This window comes from Citrobacter sp. TBCS-15, from assembly GCF_005280815.1.
Lineage (GTDB): Bacteria > Pseudomonadota > Gammaproteobacteria > Enterobacterales > Enterobacteriaceae > Citrobacter > Citrobacter werkmanii.
This window is the reverse complement of the sequence record NZ_SZWK01000101.1, coordinates 84,489-105,959: the sequence shown is the minus strand read 5'-3', so window position 1 is coordinate 105,959 and position 21,471 is coordinate 84,489. Positions and strand designations below refer to the sequence as shown.

Below are 21,471 nucleotides of genomic sequence, written 5' to 3'. Positions count from 1 at the left end.
AATTTTGGGCTGCAAATTGCGGTCCAAAAGACGACGAAGATTATGCGATGGTACGTTTGATCTCGATAATCTCGAACACTTCGATCATATCGCCAACGCGAACGTCGTTGTAGTTCTTAACGCCGATACCACATTCCATACCGTTACGGACTTCGTTAACGTCATCTTTGAAGCGGCGCAGGGATTCCAGCTCGCCTTCATAGATAACCACGTTGTCGCGCAGGACGCGGATTGGGTTGTGACGTTTAATCGTGCCTTCGGTAACCATACAGCCTGCGATAGCGCCGAATTTCGGTGATTTAAACACATCGCGCACTTCAGCCAGACCGATGATCTGCTGTTTCAGTTCCGGAGACAGCATACCGCTCATCGCCGCTTTCACTTCGTCGATCAGATGATAGATGACGGAGTAGTAACGCAGATCCAGACTTTCAGATTCGATCACTTTACGCGCAGAAGCATCAGCACGGACGTTGAAGCCAACCAGAATCGCGTTGGACGCCGCAGCCAGGGTCGCGTCGGTTTCAGTGATACCACCTACGCCGGAACCGATGATCTTCACTTTCACTTCGTCGGTAGACAGTTTCAGTAAGGAGTCGGAGATCGCTTCTACAGAACCCTGTACGTCAGCTTTCAGTACGACGTTCACTTCGTGAACTTCGCCATCGGTCATGTTGGCGAACATGTTCTCAAGTTTAGATTTCTGCTGACGAGCCAGTTTAACTTCACGGAATTTGCCCTGACGATACAGTGCAACTTCACGGGCTTTCTTCTCGTCACGCACCACGGTCACTTCGTCACCGGCAGCCGGAACGCCGGACAGACCGAGGATTTCCACCGGAATGGACGGACCTGCTTCCAGAACTTCCTGACCCAGTTCGTTACGCATCGCACGCACGCGGCCGTATTCGAAGCCACACAGTACGATGTCGCCTTTATGCAGCGTACCTTCGCGTACCAGGACGGTAGCAACCGGACCACGACCTTTATCCAGGAAGGATTCGATTACCGCGCCGCTCGCCATACCTTTACGAACAGCTTTCAGCTCCAGCACTTCGGCCTGCAGCAGGATCGCATCCAGCAGTTCGTCGATACCGGTACCGGCTTTCGCAGAAACGTGAACGAACTGGCTCTCGCCGCCCCACTCTTCCGGCATGATGCCGTACTGGGACAGTTCATTTTTAACGCGATCCGGATCTGCTTCTGGTTTATCGATTTTGTTAACTGCAACCACCACCGGCACACCTGCCGCTTTCGCGTGCTGGATAGCTTCGATGGTCTGCGGCATCACGCCGTCGTCTGCTGCAACAACCAGAACCACGATATCCGTTGCCTGAGCACCACGAGCACGCATGGAGGTAAACGCGGCGTGACCCGGGGTATCCAGGAAGGTGATCATACCGTTGTCAGTTTCAACGTGGTACGCACCGATGTGCTGGGTAATGCCGCCCGCTTCGCCAGAAGCCACTTTCGTGGAACGAATGTAGTCCAGCAGGGAGGTTTTACCGTGGTCAACGTGACCCATGATGGTTACAACCGGTGCGCGCGGTTCAGCCGCAGCGCCGGTGTCACGGTCGCTCATTACTGCTTCTTCCAGCTCGTTTTCACGACGCAGGATAACTTTGTGGCCCATCTCTTCGGCAACCAGCTGTGCGGTTTCCTGGTCGATGACCTGGTTGATGGTCGCCATAGCGCCCAGTTTCATCATCGCTTTGATGACCTGAGAGCCTTTCACCGCCATCTTGTTAGCCAGTTCGCCAACGGTGATGGTTTCGCCGATCACAACGTCACGGTTAACAGCCTGAGCTGGTTTCTGGAAGCCCTGCTGCAGAGCGGAACCTTTACGCTGTTTACCGCCTTTACCACCACGAACTGCGGCGCGCGCTTCTTCACGGTCGGCTTTCGATTCAGCGTGTTTGTTGCCTTTCTTCGCCGGACGCGCGGCTTTCGCGCTGCGAGTACGGCCACGACCGCCTTCTACTTCACGATCGTTTTCGTCTTCCGCCTGGCGAGCGTGCTGAGAAGTCGTGACGTGATAATCGCTGGTATCTTCAACAGGTTCAGCGTTATTCACACCATTTTTCTCGTTTTCTTCCGCCATACGGCGAGCTTCTTCCGCTACGCGGCGAGCTTCTTCTTCAAGCTTGCGACGTGCTTCTTCTTCCGCTTTACGTTTCAGTTCTGCGGCTTCATTTTCACGGCGGGCTTTTTCGGCCTGGGCGGTTTTAGTCATATCGTCGGTCTGTTGATTGCTCACTTTGTCTTTTTCCGCAGCTTCACGTTTCGCTTTATCAGCGGCTTCACGCTTAGCTTGTTCTGCGGCCTCACGTTCGGCTTTTTGTTGCGCCTCGCGTTTGGCAGCTTCTTCTGCCTCACGACGGGCTTGCTCTTCCGCTTCACGCTGCGCCTGCTCTTCCGCGGCCAGGCGTTCAGCCTCTTGCGGATCGCGTTTCACAAAGGTGCGTGTCTTGCGGACTTCGATTTGTACCGATTTGCTTTTCCCACCGGTACCTGGAATATTGAGAGTACTGCGCGTTTTACGCTGCAATGTCAACTTATCCGGCGCTGAGCCGTTCTCACGGTTCAGATGCGCCAGTAAGGTTTGTTTCTCTTGTGCGGATACAGAGTCATCAGCAGACTTCCGGATACCTGCATCAGCAAATTGCTGTACCAGGCGATCCACGGAGGTCTGTATCTCTGCAGCCAGCGTTTTTACGGTTACATCTGTCATACTGTTCCTTCCTGCTACAGTTTATTACGCTTCGTCGCCGAACCAGCAAATATTACGGGCAGCCATAATCAGCTCACCGGCTTTTTCGTCGGTCAACCCTTCGATATCAGCCAGATCATCAATGCCCTGTTCAGCGAGATCTTCCAGCGTACAAACACCACGGGCAGCCAGTTTAAAGGCCATATCGCGATCCAATCCTTCCAGATTCAGCAGATCGTCAGCCGGTTTGTTATCACCGAGGCTTTCTTCCTGGGCCAGTGCCAGAGTGGTCAGTGCGTTTTTAGCACGCTCGCGCAGCGCTTCAACGGTCTGTTCATCGAGGCCGTCAATTTCCAGCAGTTCTTTCATTGGCACGTAGGCCAGTTCTTCCAGCGTCGCAAAACCTTCTTCCACCAGTACTGTCGCGAAATCTTCATCGATATCGAGATATTTGGTGAAGGTATCGATGGCTGCATGTGCTTCAGCCTGATGCTTCGCTTGCAGGTCATCAACGGTCATTACGTTGAGTTCCCAACCGCTCAGTTGTGAAGCCAGGCGGACGTTCTGACCGTTACGTCCAATCGCCTGAGCCAGGTTACCGGCTTCAACCGCGATATCCATGGTGTGTTTGTCTTCATCCACCACGATAGAAGCGACATCTGCTGGCGCCATTGCGTTAATCACGAACTGCGCCGGGTTATCATCCCACAGGACGATATCGATACGCTCGCCGCCCAGTTCGGTAGAGACCGCCTGAACGCGCGCACCGCGCATACCCACACACGCGCCGACCGGATCAATACGCTTGTCGTTGGTCTTAACGGCGATTTTCGCACGAGAGCCAGGATCGCGAGCAGCCGCTTTAATTTCAATCACTTCTTCGCCAATTTCTGGCACTTCAATGCGGAACAGCTCAACCAGCATTTCCGGTTTGGAACGGGTTACGAACAGTTGCGCACCGCGCGCTTCCGGGCGCACAGAGTACAGAACGCCACGAATACGGTCGCCAGGGCGGAAGTTTTCACGCGGCAGCATGTCTTCACGCAGGATCACGGCTTCAGCATTGCTGCCCAGATCCAGGGAAATGTTGTCACGGTTAACTTTTTTCACCACACCCGTAACGATTTCGCCTTCGTGTTCGCGGAACTGATCAACAACCATTGCGCGTTCAGCTTCACGTACTTTCTGTACGATAACCTGTTTCGCAGTCTGGGTGGTGATACGGTCAAAGGTGACAGATTCAATCTGATCTTCAACATAGTCGCCCACGTTCAGGCTTTCGTCTTCGAAGCGTGCCGCTTCCAGCGTAATTTCTTTAGTTGGCTGGGTAACTTCTTCTACGATTACCCAACGACGGAAGGTATCGAAATCACCGCTTTTACGATCGATTTCTACGCGGACGTCGATCTCTTGCTCATATTTTTTCTTTGTTGCTGTAGCCAGCGCACTTTCCAGCGCTTCAAAAATTTTCTCGCGTGGCAGCGCTTTTTCGTTGGATACGGCTTCAACAACAGCCAAAATTTCTTTGTTCATCGCGGGCTTTTCACCTCAATCCAGACTGTTAAAAGTGGGGAACCAGGTTCGCCTTCTGGATATTACTCAGCGCGAACACTTCATCTTTACCTTCGACTGTGACCGTGATCATCTCACCGTCCACCGCTTTGATAACGCCCAGCCATTTACGACGGTTTTGTACCGCCATACGAAGAACCAGCGTGACTTCTTCCCCCAGGAAACGCACGTAGTGTTCAGCAGTGAACAGAGGACGGTCGAGACCCGGCGAGGAAACTTCCAGGTTATAGGCAACGGTGATTGGGTCTTCGACATCCATCACGGCGCTTACCTGATGGCTCACATCAGCACAATCATCAACATTGATGCCATCTTCACTATCAATATAGATGCGCAGTGTGGATGTGCGACCGCGAATAAATTCGATGCCGACCAGTTCGTAGCCCAGGGCTTCAACCGGTGCTGTAATCATCTCTGTTAATTTTTGCTCTAATGTGGACAAGCCCACCCCCAAGACATAAAAAAAGGGCCTAAAGCCCAGTTATTCTGTAGTCAGATAACAAAAAACCCCGATAAATCGGGGCTTTAGATAACTGAACCCTATAACCGCACCTGCGGTTCGGAGAACCTTCCGAAAGAATTTTTTTCAAATCCAGCTACGAAGGCCTAAGTCTTCACAGTATATTTGAAAAAGAACTCTAAGGGAAAGTGGTTGCGGGGGCCGGATTTGAACCGACGACCTTCGGGTTATGAGCCCGACGAGCTACCAGGCTGCTCCACCCCGCGCCTGAAACGTGGCAAATTTTACTCGTTTTGGGTAAAAAATGCAAATACTGCTGGGATTTGGTACCGAGGACGGGACGTAAAATCTGCGCACAGTATATTGATTCACTATGCGTTATGTCAACCTTGTTACGACTATGCAAATCAATGAATGCCTACCAGCGCATCTCCAGCAAGATAAATATGCCATCCGCGCCGCTATTTAACGAAATTGTCACTAAACTCTTCCTGTCATCCAGAAAAGATGATTAAATGAAAACTCATTTATTTTGCATAAAAATGCATTTAGTATAATAAGCCGACCTCTTCACCAGTCTATCAAGCAGGGTTTTATTTTATGACGACGATTCTCAAGCATCTCCCGGTAGGTCAACGTATTGGTATCGCTTTTTCCGGCGGCCTGGACACCAGTGCAGCACTGCTGTGGATGCGACAAAAAGGGGCTGTCCCATATGCATATACTGCGAATTTGGGCCAGCCGGATGAGGATGACTATGACGCCATTCCTCGCCGTGCAATGGAATATGGTGCTGAGAATGCTCGCCTGGTAGATTGCCGCAAGCAGCTGGTTGCCGAAGGGATCGCTGCCATTCAGTGCGGCGCCTTCCACAACACCACCGGTGGCCTGACCTATTTCAACACCACTCCGCTGGGCCGTGCCGTGACCGGCACCATGCTGGTTGCCGCCATGAAAGAAGATGGCGTGAACATCTGGGGTGACGGCAGCACCTATAAAGGCAACGATATTGAACGTTTCTATCGTTACGGCCTGCTGACCAACGCGGAACTGCAGATTTACAAACCATGGCTGGATACCGATTTTATCGATGAACTGGGTGGTCGCCATGAGATGTCCGAATTTATGATCGCCTGCGGTTTCGACTACAAAATGTCTGTCGAGAAAGCGTACTCCACTGACTCCAATATGCTCGGCGCGACCCACGAAGCGAAAGACCTGGAATTCCTGAACTCCAGCGTCAAAATCGTCAACCCGATTATGGGCGTGAAGTTCTGGGATGAGAGCGTGAAGATCCCGGCAGAAGAAGTGACCGTACGCTTTGAACAGGGTCATCCGGTAGCGCTAAACGGTAAAACGTTCAGCGATGATGTAGAAATGATGCTGGAAGCCAACCGCATCGGCGGCCGTCACGGTCTGGGCATGAGCGATCAGATTGAAAACCGTATTATTGAAGCGAAAAGCCGTGGCATCTATGAAGCCCCGGGGATGGCGCTGCTGCACATCGCTTACGAGCGTCTGCTGACCGGTATCCATAACGAAGACACCATTGAGCAATATCACTCTCATGGTCGTCAGTTGGGCAAACTGCTGTATCAGGGCCGTTGGTTCGACTCGCAGGCATTGATGCTGCGTGACGGTCTGCAGCGTTGGGTCGCCAGCCAGATCACCGGCGAAGTGACGCTGGAGCTGCGCCGCGGCAACGACTACTCGATCCTCAATACCGTGTCCGACAACCTGACCTATAAGGCTGAGCGTCTGACCATGGAGAAAGGCGAGTCAGTATTCTCACCTGACGATCGTATCGGCCAGCTGACCATGCGTAATCTGGACATCACCGATACCCGCGAGAAGCTGTTCGGCTACGCGAAAGCCGGTCTGTTGACCGCCTCTTCAACGACCGGCCTGCCGCAGGTTGAGAATCTGGAAAACAAAGCGAAGTAAACATTTAGCATTCTAAGGCCGCGAAAGCGGCCTTTTTTATGCGCGGAATATAAGGTGTCTATAGGCCTGATAAACGTAGCGCCATCAGGCGTTGTAATAATGCCGGATGGCGGCGTAAACGCCTTATCCGACCTACAGACAACCATAAATAACAGACGAAAAAAAAGACGCTTTGCAGCGTCTTTTTTTTGGAATTTGGTACCGAGGATGGGACTCGAACCCACAAGCCCGTTAGGGCACTACCACCTCAAGGTAGCGTGTCTACCAATTCCACCACCTCGGTACAGAATACTTAGTGTGGGATATCGCTGGTCGGCTGAGCCGGAGCAGCTGGCTGAGTTTGCTCGGTTTTCGCCGGTGCGCTCAGATTTTCCCACTCACTTCCTTTATTGGTCTTATTGCTGTTCATGTTACCCAGCACCAGACTGATGATGAAGAACAAGGTTCCCAATACAGCTGTCATACGGGTCATGAAGTTACCAGAACCACTTGAACCAAACAGAGTACCAGAAGCGCCTGCGCCAAAAGAGGCTCCCATATCAGCGCCTTTACCTTGCTGCAGCATGATCAAGCCTACCAGGCCAATTGCCACAATAAGGAAAACTACTAAAAGAGCTTCGTGCATAATCAACCTGTTCCTTGCGGAGTTGCCGCGTACAATGCTTCGACCATTAAAGCGGGAATGTTTACTGTTTCCCACTGAAGCGGGTGTGAATACTAACCAAAGCGAATAACCTTCGCAAGGGCAATTTGTTAGCATTGTATCAACTGCGGAAAAAATCGCCATATCAATCAAAAACGCAGCAATTTCTCCCAGCATCTCTGCATGACTGCGCGTTGATCGTCAAGGTTAGCCCATACCACAACGGGGATTTCACAAATCAGATCGCCATTTTCTGGCCAACAGTGAATAACTTGCTGATTCACCAACTCTTCCGCCACCATTGATTCGGGTAACCATGCCATTCCCATATGGCGCAGCACCATTTCGCGTATCGTTTCACTTAAACCGCTCTCAAAGACTTTTTTCAGGCGCGGACGGACGCGTTGTTCTGCCGGCTCAATAATGCGTCTGACAAAGGTATAGTCGCTGTAGCAGAGCCACGGAATAGACACCTGCGGATCGTCAAGCGTATCCGCCAGCTGTGCAGAAATAACCGGAATAAATCGTTCATATCGCCATAGCGAACGTTTTAATCCGCCGGCGATCTCCAGCCCCGGCTGCGCTAACGGTAAGTCGTATGTCACCAGCAAATCAATCTGCCGGTCAATCAGCGCATTAAAGTGATTGTCTATCCCCTGAATACTGGCATTTACCGTGAAATTGAGCTGTGGTTCACTCTGGCGTAAATAGTTGATCATATCTGGCAGGATATTGACCGACAGCGTATGCAGACTGACCATGACCAGCGTGTTATCCGTTGCGGGCGACATCGCCGATAGCTCGTGGCGCGCCTCTGTTAACGTACTGAGGACGTGTCGGGCATAGGGCTCAAAACGTTCACCATAGCGCGTCAGCGTGACGGGAGTCGTGGTCCGATCAAACAATGGCACGCCAAGCACCTCTTCCAGAGCTTTAATACGCCGACTGAGTGCAGGTTGAGTAATATGCCGCTGCGCAGCGGCTTGAGAGTAATTTCCATGCTGACTCAACGCCAGAAAATCTTCCAGCCACTTACAATCCACGTTTAACTCTCCACCATGCCATAACCGCATCCTCCAATAACAAATCGGTAATAGTCATAGATATAGTAATGGCTTTATGGTGAGCGTCATAACAACAATATTCCGTTTCACCTGCCGACTCTCACCCTCGACGTTTGACAGGACCGATATGTTTACTTTACTGACCAATGCCCGTGTTTTTTCTCCTGAGGATTTAGGCCTCTGCTCCCTGCTCATTCATGCCGACCGAATTGTGGCGGTAGAAAAAGATATTTCGCTCTTTGATGGCGTCAAAGAGGTCATCGATTGTCGGGGTAAATGGGTTATCCCTGGTATCATCGATCAGCATGTCCATCTTACCGGTGGCGGCGGGGAAGCCGGGTTTGCCAGTCGGACGCCAGCCGTCAAGCTGCGCGATCTGATTCAGGCGGGCATTACCACGGTCGTCGGCGTGTTGGGTACCGACGCTATTTCTCGCTCACCGAAAGATCTCTACGCCAAAATGCAGTCCCTTAATCTCGAAGGACTGCGTGCGTTTATGCACACGGGAGCCTACGCGGTACCCAGCCCGACCATTACGCGATCCATCCGCGATGACATGGCATTTATTCCGGCGATTCTTGGCGTAAAAATCGCGCTCGCCGATCACCGCGGTTCGTATCCCTCTTTCCAGGAATTGCTGAGAATAGTCAGCGATATCCGCGTCTCTTCCTTACTGGCCGGGAAAAAAGGGCTGTTGCATGTCCACCTGGGGAATCTACCGGAAGGGATGTCGCAACTGCTTGAGCTGTGTGATGCAGGCATTCCGATTCACCACATTTCGCCGACGCATGTGGCGAGAACAGAACCCTTGTTCGAACAGGCGATTGCTTTCGCCCATCGCGGCGGCCATATCGACGTTACGTCTGGCGGCAGCCGCTTTACACCTCAGGAGCAGGCGATCCTCCACGCCCTGGAAGCGCAGGTTCCGGCGGATCGCATCACGATCAGTTCTGACGGCAATGGCAGCGTGCCGCGCTTTAACGCTCAGGGTATCGTGGAGGGTTTAAGCGCGGCGCCGGTCGCAGGGAACCTTAATCTGCTTCCCCGCCTGATTGATGTGGGAATTCCAGTGTCTCAGGCGATCGCCATGTTGACGGCAAACGTCGCACGCTCGCTGGGTATTTCCGGCGGTGTGCTCAGCGCCGGGGAACGTGCCGATATCTGCGTACTTAATGATGACCTCTCGCTGGCCCATCTGTTTGCTGCGGGTAAACCGTTGCTGCGCGATGGCGAGTGCCTGGTCACCGGCAACTTTGAGTGAGGAGGCGAGAATGTCATTATTACTGGCGCTAATCGCCATTATCTTTGCCGGACGTCTGATTCTCAAAAAGTATCATCCCCAGTCAGTGCTGCTATTGACCGGGATTGTTCTCCTGCTGATCGCACATTTTAGTGGCATGACTACGCTCAGTAGCCTGGTGAAAAAAAGCACCGGCTTTGGCCCCTTCGACGCCTTTGAATTTATTCGCGATACCCTGAGCGTGCGCCTCGGCGGTCTTGGGCTGCAAATTATGTTGATTGGTGGCTTCGCTACCTATATGTCGGCCATTGGCGCAAGCCAGGTGCTGGTTCGGGTGACGTCTCGTCCGTTGCAGCGTCTGAACTCGCCTTATCTGCTGTTGGGACTGGCGCTGCTGCTGGGTCAATTCCTGTCGCTGTTTATCAGCAGCGCTACCGGACTGGGCCTGTTGTTAATGGCGACGCTTTACCCACTGCTGACCCGACTGGGCTGCAGTCGCGCCGCCGTTGCCGCCGTTATCGCCAGTACCTGTGCGGTTGAGTTTGGCCCCGGTTCCGGCAACTCAGTTCTCGCCGCCAAAACCTCAGGTATCGAGGTCGTGAACTATTTCGTACAGGATCAGTTGCCGATCGTTGTCCCCGTTATCCTTTTCATCGCGCTGCTGCATATTGTTGTGCAACGCTTTTTCGATCGTCGGGAAAGCGGTGACAATGCGGCTCAGCAGATGCAGACATTAACGTCGACCGAAGAAGCCGACGCCCCGATCGCCTGGCTGTTTTTGCCCATGCTGCCGCTGGTGTTGATGCTGGTGTGCAGCGATTTAGTGTTCAGCTCGCTCAAAATTACGCTGGATACCGCCGTACTGATAAGTCTGGCCATTACGCTGGTTTGTGAGTACGGACGCCATCGTAAAGCCCGGGAAGTCATGGCTGGCGTACAAAAGGTATTCGACAGCATGGGCAGCGTTTTTGCCACCGTGGTGACGCTGATTATCGCCGGTGAAGTTTTTTCTGCCGGACTGAAAGCCATTGGCGCCGTCGACGCACTGCTGTCGCTTTCCGGTGAATTTGGTCTCAGCGCCGCCTCAATTATCCTGTTGATGACACTTATCACCTTTGCGATTTCAGCGCTGATGGGTTCCGGAAATGCGGCATTTTTCTCCTTCGCCCCAATGGTGCCGGACATCAGCCGCCATATCGGCAGCGATATCGCAGTGATGATGCTACCTATCCAGATATCGGCGGGTATTGGTCGTACGTTATCTCCCATTGCTGGCGTCATCATTGCCATCGCGGGCATTGCCGGCGTATCGCCAGTAGATATTGTCAAGCGCACCGCGATCCCGATGCTCGGGGGTTGGCTACTAATGATTGCGCTGACCTTTGCCCGGTCAGGGCATTTACTGGCGGTTCTGCCGTGGCTGGCAGTCCTTGTACTGCTGATGCTCGGGGGGTATTTTTGGCAACGCCGACGTAAACAGCCGCTGGCGGTATAGTAAAAAAAAGCCGGAGTCTCAGACTCCGGCTCTCACTGTCTTCAGTGTTTACGCCGCTTTCACTGCATCAGCAATACGGTGGGCGAATTCAGTTACCTGCGCCTCGTCTTCACCTTCAACCATCACACGAATTAATGGTTCAGTACCAGACTTACGCAACAGGACGCGTCCACGATTACCCAGCGCCGCTTCCACGTCTGCCATCACCGCTTTCACATTGTCATTTTCCAGCGGATCGCCGCTACCTGCGGTATAACGAACGTTAACCAGCAGCTGCGGGAACATTTTCATGCCGCTGCACAGGTCGTGCAAACTCATATGATTGCGCACCATCGCGGTCAGCACCTGCAGACCTGCCACGATACCGTCACCGGTGGTGGTTTTATCCAGCAGAATCACATGGCCTGAGTTTTCCGCACCGATACTCCAGCCTTTTTCCTGCATTTTTTCCAGGACATAGCGGTCACCGACTTTCGCACGGGCAAACGGAATACCCAACTGTTTCAACGCCAGCTCAAGGCCCATGTTGCTCATCAGCGTACCTACCGCGCCACCGCGGAGTTGTCCCTGACGCAGCGCTTCACGGGCGATGATATACATGATTTGGTCACCGTCGACCTTATTGCCTTCGTGGTCAACCATGATCACGCGGTCTCCGTCGCCGTCCAGCGCGATACCCAGATCGGCTTTTTCTGCGATCACGCGCGCTTGCAGGGCACGGACGTCAGTAGCGCCGACCTCTTCATTGATGTTAACGCCATTTGGCTCACAACCAATGGCAATAACATTGGCGCCCAACTCACGCAGTACATTTGGCGCAATGTGATACGTCGCACCGTTAGCGCAATCCACCACAATTTTAAGCTCGCTCAGGCTCAGTTCATTCGGGAAGGTGCCTTTGCAAAACTCGATATAGCGACCGGCGGCATCGACGATACGGGTGGCTTTACCCAGCTCAGCCGAATCCACGCAAGTGATCGCTTTTTCCATCTCGGCTTCTATGGCCTCTTCAACCGCATCCGGCAGTTTGGTGCCGTCGATAGAGAAAAATTTGATCCCGTTGTCATAGTACGGGTTGTGCGAAGCGGAGATAACGATCCCGGCTTCCGCACGGAAAGCACGCGTCAGATAAGCAACGGCAGGGGTTGGCATTGGGCCAGTGAAAGAGGCAGAAAGACCTGCGGCAGCCAGGCCCGCTTCCAGCGCAGATTCCAGCATATAGCCGGAAATACGCGTATCTTTACCGATGATAATTTTTCGTGAACCATGACGTGCCAGCACTTTTCCTGCCGCCCACCCCAGTTTGAGCACAAAGTCAGGGGTAATTGGGGTGTCGCCTACGCGACCACGGATCCCATCAGTGCCAAAATATTTACGATTACTCATAGCGTTTGTTTTCCTTTGCAGACAATGTGGCTTCCACCACACGCATCGCTTCTACGGTTTCTTTGACGTCATGGACACGAACGATCTGCGCCCCCTGCATTGCGGCAATCACCGCGCACGCAAGACTCCCGCTCAGGCGTTCGGATGGCCCCACATTCAGCAGTTGACCAACCATTGATTTTCGTGACATTCCAACCAGCAGCGGCAGATCAAAATGATGAAACTCAGCCAGGCGCGCCAGTAATGTGTAGTTGTGGGTGAGATTTTTACCGAATCCGAATCCCGGGTCGAGCAACAATTTATCTTTTGTGATTCCGGCTCGTTCACAACGTGCTATTTGCTCAACAAAGTAACGATTTACCTCAGCGAACACATCCTCGTACTTTGGCGCTTCCTGCATGGTTTTCGGTTGCCCCTGCATATGCATCAGACACACCGGCAGTCCGGTTTCCGCGGCGGCTTCCAGCGCCCCGGGTTCCGAGAGTGAACGAATGTCATTAATGATATGTGCGCCGACCCGCGCGCATTCGCGAATCACTTCGGGTTTTGAGGTATCGACGGAAATCCATACTTCAAAACGTTGAGCAATCGCCTCCACCACGGGGATAACTCGTTGCAGCTCTTCTTCCACGCTCACATCAGCAGCGCCCGGACGCGTGGACTCCCCCCCCACATCAATGATAGTCGCCCCAGCGTTAATCATCAGATTTGCGTGTTTTACCGCCTCAACCAGAGAGTTGTGCGCCCCGCCATCGGAAAAAGAATCTGGCGTAACGTTTAAAATCCCCATGACGTGAGGATGGTTGAGATCCAGTGAAGAACCCTGAGCAAAGAGTTTCATAGTTTTATCCCTGGTAAAAATCTTGAGTATGCAGATAAGAAAAACCCCGGAGCAAGCCCCAGGGTTTTCAATTAAAACACGGTCATCATCAACGATAACTTATTTGTCGCCCAGTTGCTCTGACATGGTGCCAGAGTCCGGCGCACGCGGTTCATCAACCGGACGCGGCGCGCTCGGCTTGCCGGTGCTGCCAGAGTTGTTGTTAGAAGAACCTGGTTCTTCCCAACCCGCTGGCGGACGCACGTCGCGGCGAGCCATCAGATCATCAATCTGCGGTGCATCGATGGTCTCATATTTCATGAGCGCATCTTTCATCGAGTGCAGAATGTCCATGTTTTCGTTCAGCAGACGACGCGCACGGTCATAGTTACGCTCAATCAGCAGCTTAACTTCCTGATCGATAATACGAGCCGTTTCATCGGACATATGTTTAGCTTTCGCAACAGAACGTCCCAGGAACACTTCGCCTTCTTCTTCAGCGTACAGCAGCGGACCGAGTTTATCGGAGAAGCCCCACTGAGTAACCATGTTACGTGCCAGGTTAGTCGCGACTTTGATGTCGTTCGACGCACCGGTAGAAACATGTTCAGCACCGTAGATGATCTCTTCCGCCAGACGACCGCCATACAGCGTGGAGATCTGGCTTTCCAGCTTCTGACGGCTGGCGCTAATTGCGTCGCCTTCAGGCAGGAAGAAGGTCACACCCAGCGCACGACCGCGTGGGATAATCGTTACTTTGTGTACCGGATCGTGTTCCGGCACAAGGCGACCGATAATCGCGTGGCCAGCTTCGTGATACGCGGTAGATTCTTTCTGCGCTTCCGTCATCACCATGGAGCGGCGTTCCGCACCCATCATGATTTTGTCTTTCGCTTTCTCGAACTCAACCATCGACACCACGCGCTTGTTGCCGCGAGCAGCAAACAGCGCCGCTTCGTTCACCAGGTTCGCGAGGTCCGCACCGGAGAAGCCAGGGGTACCACGGGCAATGATTGCCGCATCGATATCCGGAGACAGTGGTACGCGACGCATATGCACTTTCAGGATCTGTTCACGACCGCGAACGTCCGGCAGACCAACCACAACCTGACGGTCGAAACGGCCTGGACGCAGCAGCGCAGGGTCAAGAACGTCCGGACGGTTAGTTGCCGCGATAACGATGATACCTTCGTTACCTTCGAAGCCGTCCATCTCAACCAGCATCTGGTTCAGCGTCTGCTCACGTTCATCGTGACCACCGCCCAGACCAGCGCCACGCTGGCGGCCTACGGCGTCGATTTCATCGATGAAGATGATGCACGGTGCCGCTTTCTTGGCCTGTTCGAACATGTCACGCACACGAGATGCACCAACACCCACGAACATTTCCACGAAATCAGAACCGGAAATTGTAAAGAATGGAACCTTCGCTTCACCGGCGATAGCTTTCGCCAACAAGGTTTTACCGGTACCCGGAGGACCGACCATCAGGACGCCTTTCGGGATTTTACCGCCCAACTTCTGGAAACGGCTCGGTTCGCGCAGGTATTCAACCAGCTCAGCAACCTCTTCCTTCGCTTCGTCACAACCCGCAACGTCAGCAAACGTGGTTTTGATCTGATCTTCCGTCAGCATGCGCGCTTTGCTCTTACCGAACGACATGGCGCCTTTGCCACCACCGCCCTGCATTTGACGCATGAAGAAGATCCAGACACCAATCAGCAGCAGCATTGGGAACCAGGAAATGAAGATAGAAGCCAGCAGGCTCGGCTCTTCAGGCGGTTCACCGACAACCTTGACGTTTTTGGTCAGCAGGTTATCAAGCAGCTTCGGATCGTTAACCGGAATGTAGGTCGTGTAACGGTTACTATCTTTCTTGGTAACGTTAATCTCACGTCCGTTGATCTTCGCTTCACGAACCTGGTCCTGATTGACCTCTTGCAGGAAGGTAGAGTAATCAACCTTACGGCCATTAGACTCGCTGGGCCCAAAGCTCTGGAATACTGACATCAGCACAACGGCAATGACCAGCCAGAGAATTAGGTTTTTCGCCATGTCACTCAAGGGATTAACCTCATATTACAACTGTGTTAAAAACAGCGTCAGGATACTCTATATCCAGTTTCTTTCAAACTTTCGTTTGAAATCTACCGGTTATGGTTTACGCCCGGTCGCTACAATATACACTTCACGCGAACGGGCGCGAGAAGAGTCCGGCTTACGAACTTTGACCTTCGTAAACAGGGAGCGAATCTCTCTTAGATACTCATCGAAGCCTTCGCCCTGGAACACCTTCACTACAAAACTACCACCTGGCGCTAAAACATCTCGAGCCATTCCAAGCGCCAGCTCTACCAGATACATGGCCCGGGGAATATCCACCGCCGGTGTTCCACACATATTTGGCGCCATATCAGACATGACAACTTGTACTTTACTGTCACCTACGCGTTCAAGTAACGCTTGCAGGACTAATTCATCACGAAAGTCGCCCTGAAGGAAGTCCACACCAACGATTGGATCCATAGGTAAAAGATCGCAAGCGATAATGCGGCCGCTGTTGCCGATCTGCGTAACCGCATATTGCGACCAGCCACCAGGTGCAGCGCCGAGATCAACAATCGTCATCCCCGGTTTAAAAATTTTGTCACTTTGCTGTATTTCATCAAGTTTAAACCAGGCACGGGAACGTAACCCCTTTTTCTGCGCCTGTTGAACATATTTATCGCTAAAGTGTTCCTGAAGCCAGCGACTCGAGCTGGCAGAACGCTTTTTACCTGTCATTTCACATTCCCAAAGGGCAGTTCATCGTAACCAATGGTGTAAATTTCTACACAGCTATTTGGTGATATATGGGAGATGGCGGTAGAATGACCCGTTTTCAATCCCAACGTAAGCAAAAATATACGATGAATCTGAGTACTAAACAAAAACAGCACCTGAAAGGTCTGGCACATCCGCTCAAGCCGGTAGTTATGCTTGGCAATAATGGTTTGACCGAAGGGGTACTGGCCGAGATTGAACAAGCGCTAGAGCACCATGAACTTATCAAGGTGAAAATCGCCTCGGAAGATCGCGATACCAAAACCTTGATCGTGGAAGCTATCGTACGCGAAACCGGCGCCTGCAATGTACAGGTCATCGGCAAAACGCTGGTACTGTATCGCCCGACTAAAGAACGTAAAATCTCGCTGCCACGCTAAGAATATCCCAAAGTCGCACACGAAGTTTGTGTAAAACGCGGGGTTTTCCGCTAGCAGGAGAGCAAAATGCCACGCTCTCTTCGTTGATAAAAGGCCGCTATGCGGCCTTTTTCCTTTCTTTACAATGTATCAACATCTTAACCAAGATGCGAATTACAGGTATTCGACCTTCGTTACTTCATATTCAACTTCACCGCCCGGCGTTTTGATAACGACGACGTCATCCTGCTCTTTGCCAATCAGGCCACGAGCAATAGGCGAGTTCACTGAAATCAGGTTCTGTTTAAAATCAGCTTCATCATCACCAACAATACGCCAGGTCTGCTCTTCGTCATTATCGAGATTCAGAACGGTAACCGTCGCGCCGAAAACAACACGACCATTGTTCGGCATTTTTGTGACGTCAATCACCTGCGCATTGGACAGTTTAGCTTCGATATCTTTAATGCGTCCTTCGCAGAATCCCTGCTGTTCGCGAGCCGCGTGATACTCCGCGTTCTCTTTCAGGTCACCGTGTTCACGCGCTTCCGCGATAGCGGCGATAATTTCAGGACGGCGCACAGATTTCAGAAAATCCAGCTCTTCGCGCAGTTTTTCAGCACCACGTAAGGTCATCGGGATAGCTTGCATTTGTTATACCTCTTGAACATTCCTGTAGGGGGCGATGGTTCTCACCCCGGCTGCTAAGCCCACCCTGGCATACGCCATGCCAGAGTCAGAAGCAAAAAAATACCGACCCGGGGCTCAAGGTCCCAGGTCAGCTACAATTCTCTATTTGATGATCATTTTACCCTGGAGTTCCCTATGGGTCATCGTTTACTTTTTAGGGCGTTGCGCCGTAGTATGACGGCCTGTTTCCAGGTTGTTAGCGCGAGATTATGCGATTTCCCAGATTTACCATTGGATTGACTGCCAGTATAGCGTTCAGCGTTCAGGCTGCGAATGTCGACGAATACATCAACCAGCTTCCTGCCGGGGCCAACCTCGCCCTTATGGTACAGAAGGTTGGCGCACCTGCACCCGCTATTGATTTTCATAGCCAGCAGATGGCGCTCCCCGCCAGTACCCAGAAAGTGATCACCGCGCTGGCGGCGTTGATTCAGCTCGGGCCTGACTTCCGTTTTACCACCACGCTTGAGACGAAAGGCAACGTGGAAGGCGGCATCTTGAAAGGCGACTTAGTGGCGCGATTTGGTGCCGATCCGACGCTAAAACGCCAGGATATTCGCAATATGGTGACGACCCTGAAAAAATCGGGTGTGACGCAAATTGCCGGAAATGTTCTGATCGACACCTCTATTTTCGCCAGTCATGATAAAGCCCCCGGTTGGCCCTGGAACGACATGACGCAATGTTTTAGCGCCCCGCCAGCCGCAGCCATTGTCGATCGCAACTGTTTCTCGATTTCGCTCTACAGCGCGCAAAAACCGAACGATCTGGCATTTATTCGCGTGGCATCCTACTACCCGGTCACCATGTTCAGCCAGGTGCGAACCCTCGCGCGTGGCTCTGCCGAAGCGCAATATTGTGAACTGGACGTGGTTCCAGGCGATCTCAACCGCTTCACGCTGACCGGATGCCTACCTCAACGCGCCGACCCGCTGCCGCTGGCGTTCGCCATTCAGGACGGTGCCAGCTATGCCGGGGCGATTATTAAAGATGAGCTAAAACAAGCGGGTATCACTTACAGTGGCACGCTGCTGCGCCAGACGCAGGTCAACGAACCGGGAACCGTGGTTGCCAGCAAACAGTCAGCGCCGCTGCATGACCTGCTTAAGATTATGCTGAAAAAATCAGACAACATGATCGCCGATACCGTTTTCCGCATGATTGGCCATGCACGATTTAACGTCCCGGGCACCTGGCGGGCAGGTTCCGATGCCGTACGCCAGATTTTGCGTCAGCAAGCGGGCGTTGATATCGGCAACACCATTATCGCCGACGGTTCTGGCCTCTCCCGCCATAACCTGATTGCCCCAGCGACCATGATGCAGGTGCTGCAATACATCGCACAGCACGATAACGAGCTGAACTTTATTACTATGCTGCCGCTGGCGGGCCATGACGGCTCCCTGCAATACCGTGCGGGCCTGCATCAGGCTGGCGTGGATGGCAAAGTATCGGCGAAGACAGGCTCGCTACAGGGCGTCTACAACCTCGCAGGCTTCATCACCACGGCAAGCGGTCAGCGCATGGCATTTGTGCAGTATCTGTCGGGTTATGCGGTAGAGCCGGCTGATCAGCGTAATCGTCGTATTCCGCTGGTTCGCTTTGAGAGCCGGTTGTACAAGGATATTTATCAGAATAACTGATAGAAAACGGGCCGCAAATGCGGCCCGTTGGCTTTTGTAGGCCGGATAAGCGTAAGCGCCATCCGGTTACGAGATTAACGTTTGTAGATGAACTCAACGCCTTCTTCGTCGTCTTCGTCCCAATCGTCATCCCAGTCATCTTCCGCTTCGTCTTCGACTTCAGCGAGCTGCTGGCGGTGATAATCATCCCACATGAACTCAACTTTCTCTGGCTGTTTTGCTTCTTCAGCCTGAACAATCGGGTTCTCAATGATAAAGGTCATCACATCCCAGCACAGATCCTTCACGCCCAACTGGCTGGCGGCGGAGATCAGGTAATATTTACCTTCCCAGCCCAGCGCTTCAGCGATCGCTTTCGCTTTCTCTTCCGCTTCGGCCTTGTCCAGCAAATCAATTTTGTTGAACACTAACCAGCGAGGTTTAGACGCCAGATCCTGACTGTATTTTTCCAGTTCGCCAATAATGATACGGGCGTTTTCTACCGGATCGGAGCCATCAATTGGATCGATATCGATGAGGTGCAGCAGCACGCGGCAACGTTCCAGGTGTTTCAGGAAGCGAATACCGAGGCCCGCGCCTTCAGCCGCGCCTTCAATCAGCCCCGGAATGTCAGCCACGACGAAGCTCTTTTCGTTATCCATACGTACCACGCCCAGGCTTGGTACCAGGGTGGTGAACGGATAATCGGCAACTTTCGGCTTCGCCGCGGATACCGCACGGATAAACGTCGATTTACCGGCATTTGGCATACCCAGCATACCGACATCCGCCAGCAGCATCAGTTCCAGCAACAGATCGCGCTTATCGCCCGGTGTCCCCATCGTTTTCTGACGCGGAGTACGGTTGACCGAGGATTTGAAACGGGTGTTACCCAGGCCGTGCCAGCCGCCTTTAGCGACCATCAGACGCTGACCATGCTTGGTCATGTCGCCCATGGTTTCGCCGGTGCCCTGATCGATAACGCGCGTACCGACAGGCACTTTAATCGTAACGTCTTTACCGCGTTTACCTGTGCAATCGCGGCTCGCGCCATTCTGACCACGTTCCGCACGGAAAGATTTTTCAAAACGGTAATCGATCAGCGTGTTCAGGTTTTCGTCGGCTTCCATCCATACGTCGCCGCCATCACCGCCATCACCGCCGTCCGGGCCGCCTTTTGGAATATATTTTTCACGGCGGAAGCTCACGCAACCATTACCGCCATCACCTGCAACGACCAGAATCGATGCTTCATCAACAAACTTCATTTTACTCTCCGTAAATCATTCGCCTGAGCGGGGTTGCGAAACCACCGTTTCATGCTTACGTAAACCGCCCCAAATTCGATGACCAATGGCGGAATACATCGCGCCCGCAACCACGATAAACGCACCGAGATAACCTAAAAGGTTTAGCATCGGTCTGGCGAAGAAATCGGGCCAGGCCAGTGATAATAAATCTGAAAATAACAACGTAAACAGCGGGGTAAGCGTAATAATGGCGCTTACCTGTGCAGCCTGCCAACGCGCCATCGCTTCCGCGAGAGCGCCGTATCCCACCAGCGTATTCAGGCCACAGAATACCAGGCAGGCCAGCTGCCAGTCGCTGAGCTGCGTGATGACGCCGGGCTTAGCCAGCGGCAACAACGCTATCGTACATAAAGTGTACAGTAAAAACAGGATCTGCGGTGACGCCAGACGGCGCAATAACACCTTTTGCGCGACCCCATAGCTCACCCAAACCATCGCCGCACCGACACCAAAGATAACGCCCCAGGTGTAATCGGTGAGTCGGGTAAAAATTTCGATTAGACTGGTATTAAAAAACAGAACCAGGCCGCTCAGAAGCATAATGGCGCCAATCACCTGCGTGCCGCGCATCTTTTCTTTCAGGATAAAGACGCTTGCGATCATCATACCAACCGGTGACAGTTGGCCAATAACCTGCGAAGCCGTTGGGCTCAAGTATTGCAAAGATGAACTAAACAGAATGAAGTTACCGAACAGCCCACCGGTGGCTATTGCCAACAGCACCAACCAACGCGCTTTGCGAAAAATGCGCAACGGGGGGAGCTTTTTTTTAACCGCAAGGATAGCGCCAAGGCCAATACTTGCCATTAAAAAACGGTAGAACACCACGGTAGGAGGCTCCATCACCTCCAGCACTTGCTTCATTGCTATTGGCAAAGCGCCCCAACATATTGCAGTCGTGAGTGCTAACAGAATACCAATGCCTGCCTGCTGCTTCATGCCGTATTCCCTGCAAGGGCTCGTTTCCGGTTTATCACGGCGCGACGAGCATATTTACCGGCCGTCGAATGTAAAAAGCCCCGCAACGTGTTGCGGGGCTTTTATCCGTTACCGGGACGCGAAAAACTTATTCAGCAACGATGCTGATGAATTTACGGTTTTTCGGGCCTTTCACTTCAAATTTCACTTTACCGTCTGCTTTAGCAAACAAAGTGTGGTCTTTGCCGCAACCAACGTTGGAGCCAGCGTGGAATTTAGTACCACGTTGACGAACGATGATGCTACCAGCCAGAACTGTTTCACCGCCGAAGCGTTTTACGCCCAGACGTTTAGCTTCTGAATCGCGACCGTTACGAGTCGAGCCGCCAGCCTTTTTATGTGCCATTTAATCTGC

18 protein-coding genes and 2 tRNA genes are annotated in these 21,471 nt (G+C 52.6%); 5 read left to right on the top strand and 15 right to left on the bottom strand.

Annotation, left to right across the window (positions count from 1 at the left end; all coding sequences use genetic code 11):
* Nucleotides 1-40: 40 nt before the first annotated feature.
* The 4 genes from infB to FDW96_RS03620 all read right to left on the bottom strand — a co-directional run bounded on the left by infB (nucleotide 41) and on the right by FDW96_RS03620 (nucleotide 5,008).
* Nucleotides 41-2,731: a translation initiation factor IF-2 gene (gene infB, locus FDW96_RS03635; protein WP_042311268.1), complete on the bottom strand. Its 2,691-nt coding sequence runs from the start codon at nucleotides 2,729-2,731 to the stop codon at nucleotides 41-43.
* A 24-nt stretch (nucleotides 2,732-2,755) separates the two neighbouring features.
* A complete protein-coding gene (gene nusA / locus FDW96_RS03630) occupies nucleotides 2,756-4,243 on the bottom strand; it encodes a transcription termination factor NusA (protein ID WP_042311270.1) in 1,488 nt (495 codons plus the stop codon).
* A 28-nt stretch (nucleotides 4,244-4,271) separates the two neighbouring features.
* On the bottom strand, nucleotides 4,272-4,724 hold the full coding sequence (gene rimP / locus FDW96_RS03625) for a ribosome maturation factor RimP (RefSeq protein ID WP_042311367.1): 453 nt from the start codon (nucleotides 4,722-4,724) through the stop codon (nucleotides 4,272-4,274).
* A gap of 207 nt (nucleotides 4,725-4,931) precedes the next feature.
* Nucleotides 4,932-5,008: transfer RNA gene (locus tag FDW96_RS03620), tRNA-Met, on the bottom strand.
* Between the two features lie 334 nt (nucleotides 5,009-5,342).
* Between FDW96_RS03620 and argG the strand changes: the two genes are divergently transcribed.
* Nucleotides 5,343-6,686, top strand: a complete 1,344-nt coding sequence (gene argG / locus FDW96_RS03615) for an argininosuccinate synthase (protein ID WP_042311271.1) — start codon at nucleotides 5,343-5,345, stop codon at nucleotides 6,684-6,686.
* A gap of 196 nt (nucleotides 6,687-6,882) precedes the next feature.
* Here the strand turns inward: argG and FDW96_RS03610 are convergent.
* The 3 genes from FDW96_RS03610 to FDW96_RS03600 form a co-directional block, all read right to left on the bottom strand.
* Nucleotides 6,883-6,969, bottom strand: a tRNA-Leu gene (locus FDW96_RS03610).
* Nucleotides 6,970-6,978: 9 nt separating this feature from the next.
* Nucleotides 6,979-7,311: a preprotein translocase subunit SecG gene (gene secG / locus FDW96_RS03605; protein ID WP_006687886.1), complete on the bottom strand. Its 333-nt coding sequence runs from the start codon at nucleotides 7,309-7,311 to the stop codon at nucleotides 6,979-6,981.
* Nucleotides 7,312-7,478: 167 nt separating this feature from the next.
* Nucleotides 7,479-8,372: a LysR family transcriptional regulator gene (locus FDW96_RS03600; protein WP_061382517.1), complete on the bottom strand. Its 894-nt coding sequence runs from the start codon at nucleotides 8,370-8,372 to the stop codon at nucleotides 7,479-7,481.
* Nucleotides 8,373-8,520: 148 nt separating this feature from the next.
* Between FDW96_RS03600 and iadA the strand changes: the two genes are divergently transcribed.
* Nucleotides 8,521-9,654 (top strand): beta-aspartyl-peptidase, encoded by a 1,134-nt coding sequence (gene iadA, locus FDW96_RS03595; protein WP_061382518.1) that lies wholly within the window; start codon nucleotides 8,521-8,523, stop codon nucleotides 9,652-9,654.
* A 10-nt stretch (nucleotides 9,655-9,664) separates the two neighbouring features.
* Nucleotides 9,665-11,128 carry a C4-dicarboxylate transporter DcuC gene (dcuC, locus tag FDW96_RS03590; RefSeq protein WP_137365221.1) on the top strand — a complete coding sequence of 488 codons (1,464 nt, stop codon included), beginning with the start codon at nucleotides 9,665-9,667 and terminating at the stop codon, nucleotides 11,126-11,128.
* Between the two features lie 48 nt (nucleotides 11,129-11,176).
* Here dcuC and glmM read toward each other — a convergent pair whose 3' ends face one another.
* The 4 genes from glmM to rlmE all read right to left on the bottom strand — a co-directional run bounded on the left by glmM (nucleotide 11,177) and on the right by rlmE (nucleotide 16,118).
* A complete protein-coding gene (gene glmM, locus FDW96_RS03585; protein ID WP_079225931.1) occupies nucleotides 11,177-12,514 on the bottom strand; it encodes a phosphoglucosamine mutase in 1,338 nt (445 codons plus the stop codon).
* Complete coding sequence (gene folP / locus FDW96_RS03580; protein WP_061382519.1) at nucleotides 12,507-13,355, bottom strand: dihydropteroate synthase; 849 nt, start codon at nucleotides 13,353-13,355, stop codon at nucleotides 12,507-12,509. Before folP ends, glmM begins: the two co-directional genes overlap by 8 nt.
* A gap of 99 nt (nucleotides 13,356-13,454) precedes the next feature.
* Nucleotides 13,455-15,389, bottom strand: coding sequence for an ATP-dependent zinc metalloprotease FtsH (ftsH, locus tag FDW96_RS03575; protein WP_003025013.1), 1,935 nt, complete (start codon nucleotides 15,387-15,389; stop codon nucleotides 13,455-13,457).
* A gap of 99 nt (nucleotides 15,390-15,488) precedes the next feature.
* Entirely contained in the window at nucleotides 15,489-16,118 is a 630-nt protein-coding gene (rlmE, locus tag FDW96_RS03570) for a 23S rRNA (uridine(2552)-2'-O)-methyltransferase RlmE (protein WP_006687879.1), read from the bottom strand.
* Nucleotides 16,119-16,243: 125 nt separating this feature from the next.
* Between rlmE and yhbY the strand changes: the two genes are divergently transcribed.
* Nucleotides 16,244-16,537, top strand: a complete 294-nt coding sequence (gene yhbY / locus FDW96_RS03565; RefSeq protein WP_003025016.1) for a ribosome assembly RNA-binding protein YhbY — start codon at nucleotides 16,244-16,246, stop codon at nucleotides 16,535-16,537.
* A 153-nt stretch (nucleotides 16,538-16,690) separates the two neighbouring features.
* Here the strand turns inward: yhbY and greA are convergent, their stop codons facing one another.
* A complete protein-coding gene (greA, locus tag FDW96_RS03555; RefSeq protein WP_003025019.1) occupies nucleotides 16,691-17,167 on the bottom strand; it encodes a transcription elongation factor GreA in 477 nt (158 codons plus the stop codon).
* Between the two features lie 248 nt (nucleotides 17,168-17,415).
* On the opposite strand from greA, the gene dacB reads away from it, so the two are divergent.
* Entirely contained in the window at nucleotides 17,416-18,849 is a 1,434-nt protein-coding gene (gene dacB / locus FDW96_RS03550; protein WP_042311282.1) for a serine-type D-Ala-D-Ala carboxypeptidase, read from the top strand.
* A gap of 74 nt (nucleotides 18,850-18,923) precedes the next feature.
* On the opposite strand, the gene cgtA is transcribed toward dacB, so the two are convergent.
* The 3 genes from cgtA to rpmA all read right to left on the bottom strand — a co-directional run bounded on the left by cgtA (nucleotide 18,924) and on the right by rpmA (nucleotide 21,462).
* Nucleotides 18,924-20,096, bottom strand: a complete 1,173-nt coding sequence (cgtA, locus tag FDW96_RS03545; RefSeq protein WP_038634240.1) for an Obg family GTPase CgtA — start codon at nucleotides 20,094-20,096, stop codon at nucleotides 18,924-18,926.
* A gap of 15 nt (nucleotides 20,097-20,111) precedes the next feature.
* Complete coding sequence (locus tag FDW96_RS03540) at nucleotides 20,112-21,077, bottom strand: DMT family transporter (protein WP_006687874.1); 966 nt, start codon at nucleotides 21,075-21,077, stop codon at nucleotides 20,112-20,114.
* A 127-nt stretch (nucleotides 21,078-21,204) separates the two neighbouring features.
* Nucleotides 21,205-21,462 carry a 50S ribosomal protein L27 gene (gene rpmA, locus FDW96_RS03535; protein WP_003025030.1) on the bottom strand — a complete coding sequence of 86 codons (258 nt, stop codon included), beginning with the start codon at nucleotides 21,460-21,462 and terminating at the stop codon, nucleotides 21,205-21,207.
* Between the last annotated feature and the right edge of the window lie 9 nt (nucleotides 21,463-21,471).